Source organism: Ruminococcus sp. OM06-36AC (genome assembly GCF_003438725.1).
Classification (GTDB): domain Bacteria; phylum Bacillota; class Clostridia; order Oscillospirales; family Ruminococcaceae; genus Ruminococcus_C; species Ruminococcus_C callidus.
Genome location: NZ_QSTT01000015.1, coordinates 54,701 through 66,087 on the forward strand (window position 1 = coordinate 54,701; position 11,387 = coordinate 66,087).

Genomic DNA, 11,387 nt, shown 5'->3' on the forward strand with positions numbered 1-11,387 from the left:
GAAAATGGATAATTTTTTTTACACCATGAATTTTACGGTGTCGAATCTGCTGCTATATGGCTTTTTGCTGCTGTATAGCCACATCTGTGTGGGAAAGCCCCGAAAAGGCTGGGCATTGGCGACTGGTTTGATCATCCTTCTGATCGATCTGATCTTCGCAATTATCCCGTGGGTTTTGTACGGAGATGCTTCCTGTTGGATCATTCAGACACACCGCAACGGGTTCACTGCTCTGCACTGGTGCATCTTTCTCTTGTTTTTCCTAACGGGATTTCCCCAAGAAAAACTCCTGACTCGTTTTTTTCTCGCAACGATGTCATTTTTATTCATCCTTCTGGGAGATACCATACAGATCATCGCCATGGCTGCCATAGACAATCTTGCCGGAACCAATGTCTACAGCATTGGTTGCAACTATGAAAACTGGCATCTCTGGTACCGCACATTTCTCATACTGCCGGAACTGTTAATTATGGCTGGTCTGGCGTTTGTGTTCCAAAAGCTGTTTCTCAAGATCCGTTCACAGCTGTATTCAGCTAAGACGTTCTGGCTGCTGATTTTTCCGGTGACACAGTTTTTTGCCATTTACACCCTGATCGCAATTTTACAGCAATTCGGCACGATCAGCACTTCCCCGAAGATTCTGGTGGTGCTGATCGTTACGATTCTGCTGAATGTTGTTTCCAACATCATGCTGCTGCATCTGATGAAAAGAATGCACATCAAAGAACAGGAAAAGCAGAAAGTTCGTTTTTATGAAGAATACGAAAAACTGTCGGCAAAATATCAGGAACAGATCGCACAGGCTTCTCACGAACAGGAAAATCTGAAACGAGATTTCCACAACCAGATGCAGGTCTTTTCCGGATTGATGCAGACTGACCATGTGGAAGATGCCATGCAGCTGGCAGAGGAATTGCAAAGCAAGTTCCGGCAGCAGAAGCAACGGCTGTATTTCTGTGAAAACACTGTCACCAATGTAATTTTACAGCAGACCGCAGAAACCTGTGCAAAAGAGCACATTGCATTTAAAACAGACTGTGCTCTTGCGGAGGACATCGGAATCCGCAAGGTTGATCTGTGCAGCCTGCTTATCAATCCGCTGCAAAACGCCATTCAGGCATCGGAAGCTGTTCCGGAGGCAGAACGAGAAATTTCCTGCACTATCTGGCAGGACGGAGAAATGGTATTCCTGCGAATCTGCAACCGGAAAAATCACCAGATCCAGACTCAAAACGGAAAAGTACAGACTACAAAAGCGGACAAGGAAAAGCACGGATTTGGTATTGAAATTATAGAACATCTTGCCAATACTTACGGCGGAATAGCTGTCGCCAGCTATGATGACCAGTTTTTCACAGTCACCATTCAGCTAAATCTGCCGGCAGAGAACAACACAGAAAAAATTGCAGAGGAGGCTGCTGTGGTATGTCCGTAACTGAATCCATCTGGGCAATGGTGAATCTGACGCTGTCTGCTTTGGCAGTGATCTGGCTTACTGCTTCCTATGCCAAAGTCGCGTTCCAAAAGACGAACAAACGGGCAAATCTCCTGCTGCTTGGCTATGCTGCATTTTTGACGATCTGTTTTTTCGCAGTTTCTTACGGCATGTATGGCGATGTGAAATATCTGATTCTGGAAAAGGCCCGGTCGCTGTACTCCCTGCTCTTTTGGACGGCAATCCTCTTCTACTACATCTTTGCGTATCGAAAGCAGCCCCTGTTCAAGCGGATATTTCACAGCATCATCTGCGGCATTGCAATGGCTTTTTCCGATATTATCAGCGTCATTCTTCTCACTGCCCTCGATTTTATCGCCAAGACCGATTTTTGTTCTTTGATTTTGAGCGATGAGCGTTGGAGCCACTGGTATTCCTTTTTGGGGTATATTCCCACGCCGGTTATTTATTTCACGTTTCTATTCTTCTTTCGGAAAGTTCTTCAAAAAAGGCGGCTGCATCTCACTTTTGAAAGCACAAAGCAAAATCTGATCCTTTTGATTTTTCCGATTGCACAAGCCGCTATCATTGCTACATTTACCATCATTATTCAGCAGCATAAAGTTCTCACGTCCTCTCCGTTGATTCTGCTTATGGTGGGAATCACATTTTTCCTTGATATGATCTCCAGTATTTTTCTGTTCCGGTTCATACAAAGATTACAGAACGAGGAACGGCTCACCAGAAAGCTGCAATTTTTTGAGAAATACGAAACCCTTTCCCTGCAATTTCAGGAACAGGCAGCAGAAGTTTCGCGGGAAACAGCGAAGCTGCGTCACGACTTTAACAACCAGATGCAGGTCTTTTTCGGATTGGTCACCTCCAATGCAATCGACGATGCAAAACAGTTTGCCGCCGAATTGGAGGAGAACTTTCAGAATCCGGAATTGCAGCTGCAATATTGTGACAACGAGATCATCAATGTGATCCTGCATCAGACCGCTGCGAAATGTGCGGCAAAACAAATTGCATTTCCTGTAGAATGCGACTTGCCGGAAGCACTGCCCTTTTCCAAGTTGGATCTGTGCAGTCTTTTGATGAATCCATTGCAGCGTGCAGAACAGCTGGTGCAAACTGTTTCAGAGGCAGAGCGAAGCATTACCTGCCGCCTCTGGGAGGAGAACGGCAATTTCTGCTTCCGCGTGCAGAATCCAAAAGGCCCCGCATCTGTCCAGCCTGTACCATTGGATACTGCCGCACAGATCGCCAACAGCTATCACGGTACACTGACACTATCGGAAGATACCGGCTGCGAAGTTATGGTACAAATTCCGCTTTCCTAAGGAGTTACTATGCGATATCAAGAAGTGATCCCTGCCGTTTTTCTGGAACGCCCGAACCGATTCATTGCACTGGTACTGGTCAACGGGCAAACCGAACGGGTACATGTCAAAAATACTGGTCGCTGTCGGGAGTTGCTGATTGCCGGCTGCACGGTGTATCTGGCTGCCGGCAAGAACCCCAGCCGCAAAACCAAATACGATTTGATTGCCGTGGAAAAGGTACTGCCGGATTCCACGGCATTGCTGATCAACATCGATGCACAGGCTCCCAACGCCGCGGCGGCGGAATGGCTGCACACAGGAGCACTCTTTCCTCCGGCAGCTGAAATCCGGCGGGAAGTGACATATGGGAATTCTCGCTTTGACTTCTGCATTACCCATGGAGAAACTACCGCGTTTCTGGAAGTCAAGGGTGTGACACTGGAACAAAATGGTGTCGTTTCCTTTCCTGATGCCCCGACAGAACGAGGTACCAAGCACTTGCTGGAGCTGGCTGCCTGCCGGCAGAAAGGCTATGAAGCATACCTGCTGTTCGTTGTTCAGCTGAAAGGTGCTGAACAGTTCCGCCCCAATGACAGTATGGATCCGGCATTTGGAAAAGCTCTCCGGCATGCTGTAGATTCCGGCGTACAAATTCTGGCAATGGACTGCGTTGTCACGCCGGATTCTATGACGATCGATCAGCCGGTTCCGATCATTCTTCCCTACGAAAAATAATCCTCGATCAGCCGCTGCAAGGCTGCTTCATCGGACACAGTAATTCCCTGCTCCAATGCGTGCCGGTCATAATCGGACAGCAGATTCAGCGGAACTTGCAGTTTCTGATACGGCACACTGCTACCCTCCCGAAACAGTCCCACCTGCCCGTCTGTGATACGCATGGTATAGCCTGCTTCTGTTGCCGCTTCGGAATAGGTTGTCCCCTGTGCTGCACTTTTTTCCTGCCGCAGAGACAGGGACAGTGAGCCGCCTACGATCACCAGCGATATGGTGAGAGCCGTCAGCAGAATCCACACTGCATTTCGTTTTTCCATTTTTCTCGTCCGCCTTTCTGTTTTCACATCGCAGAACAAAACCAGATTTTTCTGCGAATTTGCCTGAATATATACCAAAAGTATTCTTTCCAAAATTCCGAAGTTTATACAATCTGCATATTTTTCGAAGAAAATCCGCCGTACCTCTTAACATTGCCCGTAAAATGTGCTATAATAATGTGGTATACATTCCGGCAGTGTGCATCTCGGACAATGCTGCCGATACGTCTTACGTACAAATTTATTTTGTGTGGTACTGCTCCTGCAAAACAACAACAGATTCCCCTGTGTGTATTCTGCCGCACAGCGGGCTTTTGGAAGGAATCAATACTATGGATAACAACAAAAGACGAAACAGTTCTCCCCCCGCTGACAACCGAAAGCGAGCCAAAAAAGGCGGGACAGGCATTCCGATGCGGAAATATTACGGACCGACCGGTACACCGGAATATCCCTATCACAGTCCGGAACTGGAAGAAGCCGCTGCCAAGCCCAAATGGGTCCTCGTTCTGCGGCAAACGCTTTCTATTCTGGGTTCCACACTTGCGGCGATGTTCATGATCCTGATCATCACCTGCACCATTGTGGCAACAGCACTGGTCGTCTATGTCATGAACTTTCGGGACGATGTGTCCAATGTTACCATTGAAGAAATGGAACTTTCCTACAATACCAACATCTATGCTCAGGACAGCAGCGGCGAATGGGTGAACATCTATGAAGTCACCAACGAATCCCAGCGTATTCCCGTTAACATCGACGAGATTCCCCAGCATACGCGGGACGCTTTTGTCTGTGCAGAAGATGAACGTTTCTATACCCATGACGGCGTGGACTATAAGCGTACCGTTTCGGCCTTTGTCAACATGTTCGTACACATCTATGATACCAATCAGGGTGGTTCGACCATTACGCAGCAGCTGATCAAAAATATCACCGGTGACAGCGAGCAGTCCCCTTCCCGTAAGATCCGTGAAATTTTCCGTGCCATGGAACTGGAACGTGCTTACTCCAAAGATAAGATTCTGGAAACCTACATGAACTACATCGGTTTCGGCGGCACCTCCAACGGAATCGAACATGCCGCACAGAAATATTTCGGAAAAAGTGCCAAAGATCTGGACGTAGCAGAAGCGGCTTGTCTGGCAGCAATTCCGAAAAGTCCGGAAACACTGAACCCCTTTGCCGGATATAAAGATGATACCACCGGAGAATGGGTCAATACCGGCAAAAAAAAGAACAAAAAGCGACAGGAATATGTCCTCTGGCAGATGTACAACAACGGTGCTCTCACTTATGACGAGTACCAGTCGGCTCTGCATGAGAAGCTGATCTTCACAGACTCCGACGAGTACAAGGCAGCTCACCCTGATGCACAAAAGGAAGAAGACACCGATCCCAACAAGCCCACCTCCTGGATCGTAGACGCGGCCCTGTATGAAGTGGCAGATTACCTCAAGGACAAGTTCAATCTGACTACACAGCAAGCCATCTCCCGTATCAACCGCGGCGGGTATCAGATCTATACCACGGTCAATCAGGATATGCAGGCTTATGTGGAGGAGAAGTACAAGGATCTAAACAATCTGGTGGAAAAAGACCGCGTTGCCCAGTGGCAGGATCAGGACGGCGACGGCGAATATTCCTCCAGCGAAATCGTTTATCCGGAGTCTGCTTTTATTGCAATGAACTATAAGGGCGAGATTCAGGCAATGGTCGGTGCAGTCGGCGAAAAGACAGAATCCCTATGCTTCAACTACGCCACCATGGAACAGCGGCAGCCCGGTTCTACCATTAAGCCGCTGACTACCTACGGACTGGCTTTGGAAAGCGACCTGATTCACTGGGGCTCTATTTACAAGGACGAGCCGATCGAAGTTGAGGGCAAGGCATGGCCGACCAACTACAGCGAGGACAGTTCTGCCATGTCTATCAGCCACAAGGAACTGAAGATATATGAGGCACTGGAAAAATCCTACAACACTGTACCGGCTCAACTTTGTCAGGCTCTGACACCGCAGAGCGTTTTCGACTTTGCCACCTCCAAAATGCGTCTGGATCTGTGTAAAGATTCCGGTGACGGACACACCGATATGGCATACTCTCCGCTGACAGTTGGTGCGTTGACATATGGTGTTACACTGGAAAATCTGGTCAATGGCTATGTTCCCTATGGCAACGGCGGTACACAGTATCAGGCTCACCTTGTCAGCAAGGTGGTACAAGGTGCCGGCGACCTCATTTATGAAAATGACGGCAGTCCGGAAGAAGCTGTCAGCAGCGAAACTGCGTATGTCATGAACAAGCTGCTGCAGGATGTTGTCAACAATGGTACTGGTCAGAAGGCAAAGCTGGAACACAAGCATGTTGCCGGTAAGACGGGTACTACACAGGACTGGAACGACCTGACCTTTGTGGGACTGACAGAAGATTTCGTCAGCGGCGTATGGCTCGGCTACAAGGAACGTGCAGAACTGAAAGACCACCATATCAAGTCTGCACAGATCTGGCAGAACATCATCGGTGAATATGCCGACCAGATGAACACCGGTGCGGAATATCCTGAAGACAGCAGCATAGTGGAAGGTAAAGTTTGTACCAAGAGCGGCAAGATCGCTGGTCCGAACTGCACCGCCACCACTACCGGCTACTGGAAGTCCAGCAATGCTCCGGTTTGTGATGAGTGCACAAAGTACGGCAGCAAAACGACAAAGGCTACCAATGAAAACAGCGGTTCCACATCGGCAACCACTGCTGCGGGAGAACAGCATAGTGAAACCCAGCATCCGGCAGAAAACAATAGTAATGCTGCCGCAACAGAAGCAGCTGCCACACAGGCACCGGCTCAATAAGAACCATTTTTAAATTTCATACACCGCACAGAACCAGCTGTTTTGTGCGGTGTTATTGTGAAGGAGTATTTTTATGATGCAACAATCATCTTACCTGCTTTGCTGCCCCTGCCATTTTGGGCTGGAACGCACGCTGCGGTTCGAAATTTCCAAAATCGGCGGCACTGACATTGCAGTTCAGGACGGTCGTGTTCTGTTCCGCGGCAATGCCGAAACCATTGCCAAGGCAAATCTCTGCCTGTCTACGGCAGAACGTGTTCTGATTCAGCTGGGACAGTTCAAGGCGTACAACTTTGAAGAATTGTTTCAGGGTGTCCGTTCCCTGCCGCTGGAACAATGGATCGGTAAGGACGATGCTTTTCCGGTAAAAGGACATGCTCTGGACTCCAAGCTGCACAGTGTGCCGGACTGCCAGTCTATCATCAAAAAAGCAGCTGTGGAACGGCTGAAATCGGTATACCACACCAATTGGTTTACAGAATCCGGTGCGGCTCACCCAATCCAGTTTACCATTCGCAAGAACATTGCCACGATTTATCTGGATACCACCGGAATCGGACTGCACAAGCGAGGCTACCGGAGAAATTCCAATGCTGCCCCGATCAAGGAAACGCTCGCCGCCGGTATTGTTGACCTCGCCAGAGTACATTCGGACAGCATTGTCTGTGACCCATTCTGCGGCAGCGGTACCCTGTTGATCGAAGCGGCATTCAAGGCAATGCGTATGGCTCCGGGGCTGAACCGCCGCTTTCTGGCAGAGCAATGGGCACAGATTCCCAAAACTGTATGGCAGAATGCCCGTGCAGAAGCCGTTGCGGCAATCCGGCATGATGCTGCTTTCGAAGCATACGGCTATGACATCGATCCGGAGGCAATTGCCCTGACAGAAGAAAACTGCCGTAAAGCCGGCGTTCAGCCGCGGATTCATCTGATGCAGCGGGACATCGCCGATTTCGAACCCATAGAGCATGCCATTACCATTTGCAATCCGCCTTACGGCGAACGCATGCTGGACATTCAGCATGCACAGTCTATTTACCGCATCATGGGTGACGTGTTCCCTGCCGACAAGGCTCACCCATGCTACATTATCACGCCGGACGCAGATTTTGAGCTGCATTTCGGAAAGCCGGCAAACAAAAAGCGAAAGCTGTATAACGGTATGATCCAGTGCAATCTGATGAGTTATTATCAGGATTGAGAAAACGCTCCCACTGACGAAAATGGTGTCAGTGGGAGCGTTTTGCAGTTGTGGGATTTTAGGCAATACCGCACAAAGATTGTGCGACAGATGCGTCGTCAGATTTTTCGGCAGATTGCCCAGAAATTCCGCAGGCATACTGCCGTATGGCAAGGGATTTCTGGGCAATATGACGGAAAATCTGCACGCAGATGGCGTGCAAAGTCGCCAGACGCTCTTTGTGCGGTATTGCCTTATACATTCCAGCCAATCGCAATAGCGATGATCGGGAGCAGAACCAGCAGAGTGTTCCGGTACATTTTCTTTCGCAGGCGTTTCCATTCCGAAACAGACATGGCTTTCACTCGGGGTGTGCGGAGCAGCACCAGCATAAGATCCGACGCAATGTAGATAAAATAGGCGTTGATGATAAACAAATAAAACGCCCCCAGCAACATGCGGAGATTTCCGTTAGCAATCGCATAGCCGCAGGTACAGAGTGGCGGCATCAGTGCTGTAGCAATTGCCACGCCGGGTATGATATTGTTCGCCTTGTCCTGTCTGGTTTGCCCTACAATACCGGCGATTCCTCCGGCAAGTGCAATCATCACATCGAAAAAGTTAGGATTGGTACGGGCAAGCAACTGTTCTGTCGGTTCTTTGATCGGCGACAGCAGGAAATAAATGGTGGCAGTTGCCACGCTGATCAAAATTTGCACTGCGAATCCGACAGAATGTCGTTTCATCAGATAGGCATCATTGGAAACTGTTCCGTAAGAGATTGCCAAAATACTGCCCATGAGCGGTGAGATCAGCATAGCCCCGATAATTACCGCCACGGAATTGGTGTTCAATCCCACCGAAGCAATCAAAATGGCACAGATCATCACCACCATATTGGTGCCGGTGATTTTTCCGCCGGTCAGAATACGATCCCGAATTTCTTCATTGGAGGCCGCGTCCTCGGTAATTGAAAACATTTTCTTGAAAACGGTTCTTAGATTTTCCCGTTCCTTTTCTATTCCCTCCCGATGTTTCATGAAACGACTCCTTTCGACATTTTTCTAAGGAAACACTAAATAATATTATACAATGGATTTCTTAGTTTGTCAAATTTCAGAAAAAATAAGCAGTGCAGCCATATAGCTTTGCCGGATTGGAATTTCGCAAACGAAAAAAACGCTGCATAAAGCCGTCAGGTGGGCTTCATGCAACGTTTCTTTAGGCAATACCGCACAAAGATTGTGCGACAGATGCGTCGTCAAATTTTTCGTCAGTTGAAACAAAAAGCGGAGTGAATACTTAATGTATTCACGAGCATTTTTGTGAAATATGACGGGAAATTTGCAGGCAGATGGCGTGCAAAGTCGCCAGACGCTCTTTGTGCGGTATTGCCCTAAGGAAACACTAAATAATGATGTAGTATAATAAAATTTGATACCCTAACCTCAAAGGAATAAAATAGGAAAATAAATGGATGAAAAAGGAATGTCAGAAAATAAACAATATGAAAATGAGTACAAAGTGCAGGCAGTAAAGCTTGCAAAAAAGATAGGTGCGGTAAATGCAGCGAATGAACTTCAGATACCCGTAAATACGCTGTACGGCTGGATCAGAAAAGTAAAAATCGGAAGCCTTGATATTGGCTGCGGAGAACGCAGCCCGGAAGAATCTCTGAATATCGCCGAAGAAAACCAGCAGCTGAGGAAGTGGATCAAAGCATTGGAAAAAGAAAACAAACGCCTAAGCGAAATGAATGAGTTTTTGGAGGATGCAGCGGCTTTTTTCGCTGCCAGCCGTCAGAAATCGGGAAAGAACAAAGGCTGATGTATATTGCAATCCGGACAGATGACGGCAGAAACATCGGAAAAATCAGTTTTTACTGCAGCACGCTGCAAGTCAGCAGACAGGCGTTTTACGATTATCTTGAGCGTAAGGGCAAACCATGGAAGTATCAGCCACTTGCTGACGCCATGTTGAAAATCCATGATGAGGACGAAGAAAATGCGGATTATGGCAGAGTACGTATGTATCAGGCACTGCGGTATCAAAAAGAGATCGGCAAGCTTGATGGTATCAAAATCCCGTGCGAAGCAACTGTCCGCAGCGTGATGGAGCAGATAAGCCTGATCCATAGCCCCAAACGAAAGCCCAACGGAATCACCAAAGCCGACCGGGAAGCCCGTAAATCAGACGATCTTCTGAAACGTGATTTTACAGCAGATGCACCTTTGAAAAAATGCGTTACAGACATTACTGAAATCAAGGCAAAAGACGGAAAACTGTATGTTTCGGCGATTTTTGATTGCTATGACCTGATGCCAAATGGTCTTGCCATGGCAGACCATATGCGAGCTGAACTATGCTGTGAAACACTGCAAAATGCGAGCTTGCGGTATCCGGAGATTCGCGGAGCCATTGTGCATTCCGACCGCGGCAGCCAGTATACAAGTTCTGCGTATAGAACTGCTATCCAAAAATATGGCATTGTCCAGAGCATGAACAGTGCAGGAGGAAGATGCCACGATAATGCAAGATGTGAAAGCATCTGGGCAAGAATGAAGGAGGAATTGTTTTATAACAGAGGCAGAAGATCTGAAGATTATACGATTGAAGCATTAAAAACAATGGTATGGCGATATTTTATGAGCTACTGGAGCAACCGCAGAATCTGCTCGGCAATCGGTGGAATCCCACCAGCTGTAAAACGACATAGATTCTATTCAGCTTTGACTATCGCTGCTTAACTTCAAAATCCTTGCGGTTAATGTGTCAAGTGTTATTGACAATTTCACTTTGTATCTGGCAACCCACGAGATTACAAAGAAGTGGACGATGCCGCTGAAAAACTGGGGCAGAGTTCTTGGCGAGCTGGAGATCATGTACCCCAACAGGCTGAGCTGAGCCGGAACAGTCAGTCTGCTTCCATTCCGCTACGCTCCATTTCAGCAGACTGACTGTTGAAGAAACTTGACAAATTACGGTATTTGTTGTATACTGTAAAAAAATTGAGCGGCTGTTTTTCAAGCCGCCCCACAATATCGTTTTTTATCACTGTTGTTGAATTTACAGAAATTTTTTCGCAGGGCCCAATGGACACAGCTTTTTGAAAATGAAATGCTGCTTGCTGCACTCATAGATAGAGTCACCTTCCGATCCTTTGTTCTGAACATGAACTGCAGCTCGTCTTACCGCATCGACTCAACCTTGAATCACGATTAGTGGCTCAAAATTTTTTTATCACAACTGGCTCAGTTTTTTATTGACAAAGGCACTTTGTCATGATAAAGCCTCCGAATAAAGTAAAAAAAGCGTTCCTCACTGATATGAAGAACGCTTCTCGTTTGTCTATTCGATTTTCTTGCAAATTTTAAGCCTGTCTGTTTGTCTTAATGCTTTAGTTGTAAATAAATTATAAACAATGTGGTTCACTTAGTTGGGTACGGCTGGAGAAGTAAATAATATAGAATTAACCCCTCTGTTAGAATGAACTGACCCCAAAAAGTTAGACAAAGATTCAAAAGAAAATCTATGCAAAGC

11 protein-coding genes are annotated in these 11,387 nt (G+C 47.4%); 8 read left to right on the forward strand and 3 right to left on the reverse strand.

Translation table 11 applies throughout. The features are described from left to right. The first annotated feature begins 4 nt into the window (after positions 1-4). From DXB92_RS10015 to sfsA, 3 genes are read left to right on the forward strand one after another with little or no spacing between them, the layout of a single operon-like run. Positions 5-1,438 (forward strand): GHKL domain-containing protein, encoded by a 1,434-nt coding sequence (locus DXB92_RS10015; RefSeq protein WP_117733760.1) that lies wholly within the window; start codon positions 5-7, stop codon positions 1,436-1,438. Next, on the forward strand, positions 1,429-2,781 hold the full coding sequence (locus DXB92_RS10020) for a hypothetical protein (RefSeq protein WP_117733761.1): 1,353 nt from the start codon (positions 1,429-1,431) through the stop codon (positions 2,779-2,781). Before DXB92_RS10015 ends, DXB92_RS10020 begins: the two co-directional genes overlap by 10 nt. Before the next feature lie 9 nt (positions 2,782-2,790). Beyond that, positions 2,791-3,498, forward strand: coding sequence for a DNA/RNA nuclease SfsA (gene sfsA, locus DXB92_RS10025; protein ID WP_117733762.1), 708 nt, complete (start codon positions 2,791-2,793; stop codon positions 3,496-3,498). On the opposite strand, the gene DXB92_RS10030 is transcribed toward sfsA, so the two are convergent. Further along, positions 3,486-3,815, reverse strand: coding sequence for a hypothetical protein (locus tag DXB92_RS10030; RefSeq protein WP_147330048.1), 330 nt, complete (start codon positions 3,813-3,815; stop codon positions 3,486-3,488). The two genes, sfsA and DXB92_RS10030, sit on opposite strands and share 13 nt — an antisense overlap. Positions 3,816-4,147: 332 nt before the next feature. Between DXB92_RS10030 and DXB92_RS10035 the strand changes: the two genes are divergently transcribed. After that, positions 4,148-6,667, forward strand: coding sequence for a transglycosylase domain-containing protein (locus tag DXB92_RS10035; RefSeq protein WP_181977020.1), 2,520 nt, complete (start codon positions 4,148-4,150; stop codon positions 6,665-6,667). 73 nt (positions 6,668-6,740) lie between these two features. After that, positions 6,741-7,868, forward strand: coding sequence for a class I SAM-dependent RNA methyltransferase (locus tag DXB92_RS10040; RefSeq protein WP_242986641.1), 1,128 nt, complete (start codon positions 6,741-6,743; stop codon positions 7,866-7,868). Between the two features lie 233 nt (positions 7,869-8,101). Here the strand turns inward: DXB92_RS10040 and DXB92_RS10045 are convergent, their stop codons facing one another. Continuing rightward, a complete protein-coding gene (locus tag DXB92_RS10045; protein WP_117733764.1) occupies positions 8,102-8,887 on the reverse strand; it encodes a DUF389 domain-containing protein in 786 nt (261 codons plus the stop codon). 433 nt (positions 8,888-9,320) lie between these two features. Between DXB92_RS10045 and DXB92_RS10050 the strand changes: the two genes are divergently transcribed. From DXB92_RS10050 to DXB92_RS14290, 3 genes are read left to right on the forward strand one after another with little or no spacing between them, the layout of a single operon-like run. After that, a complete protein-coding gene (locus tag DXB92_RS10050; protein ID WP_117733765.1) occupies positions 9,321-9,674 on the forward strand; it encodes a transposase in 354 nt (117 codons plus the stop codon). After that, entirely contained in the window at positions 9,674-10,594 is a 921-nt protein-coding gene (locus DXB92_RS10055; RefSeq protein ID WP_207658595.1) for an IS3 family transposase, read from the forward strand. Before DXB92_RS10050 ends, DXB92_RS10055 begins: the two co-directional genes overlap by 1 nt. 22 nt (positions 10,595-10,616) lie before the next feature. Beyond that, positions 10,617-10,751, forward strand: a complete 135-nt coding sequence (locus DXB92_RS14290) for a hypothetical protein (RefSeq protein WP_278277780.1) — start codon at positions 10,617-10,619, stop codon at positions 10,749-10,751. Positions 10,752-10,761: 10 nt separating this feature from the next. Here the strand turns inward: DXB92_RS14290 and DXB92_RS13370 are convergent, their stop codons facing one another. Beyond that, positions 10,762-10,980 carry a hypothetical protein gene (locus DXB92_RS13370; RefSeq protein ID WP_147330049.1) on the reverse strand — a complete coding sequence of 73 codons (219 nt, stop codon included), beginning with the start codon at positions 10,978-10,980 and terminating at the stop codon, positions 10,762-10,764. Positions 10,981-11,387 lie beyond the last annotated feature (407 nt).

Bases quoted from the DNA above. Each gene is read 5' to 3' on its own strand.
- DXB92_RS10055 (WP_207658595.1), top strand. From the start codon at position 9,674: ATGTATATTGCAATCCGGACAGATGACGGCAGAAACATCGGAAAAATC.
- DXB92_RS10030 (WP_147330048.1), bottom strand. From the start codon at position 3,815: ATGGAAAAACGAAATGCAGTGTGGATTCTGCTGACGGCTCTCACCATA.
- DXB92_RS10020 (WP_117733761.1), top strand. From the start codon at position 1,429: ATGTCCGTAACTGAATCCATCTGGGCAATGGTGAATCTGACGCTGTCT.
- DXB92_RS10045 (WP_117733764.1), bottom strand. From the start codon at position 8,887: ATGAAACATCGGGAGGGAATAGAAAAGGAACGGGAAAATCTAAGAACC.
- DXB92_RS10035 (WP_181977020.1), top strand. From the start codon at position 4,148: ATGGATAACAACAAAAGACGAAACAGTTCTCCCCCCGCTGACAACCGA.
- DXB92_RS10050 (WP_117733765.1), top strand. From the start codon at position 9,321: ATGGATGAAAAAGGAATGTCAGAAAATAAACAATATGAAAATGAGTAC.
- DXB92_RS10015 (WP_117733760.1), top strand. From the start codon at position 5: ATGGATAATTTTTTTTACACCATGAATTTTACGGTGTCGAATCTGCTG.
- sfsA (WP_117733762.1), top strand. From the start codon at position 2,791: ATGCGATATCAAGAAGTGATCCCTGCCGTTTTTCTGGAACGCCCGAAC.
- DXB92_RS10040 (WP_242986641.1), top strand. From the start codon at position 6,741: ATGATGCAACAATCATCTTACCTGCTTTGCTGCCCCTGCCATTTTGGG.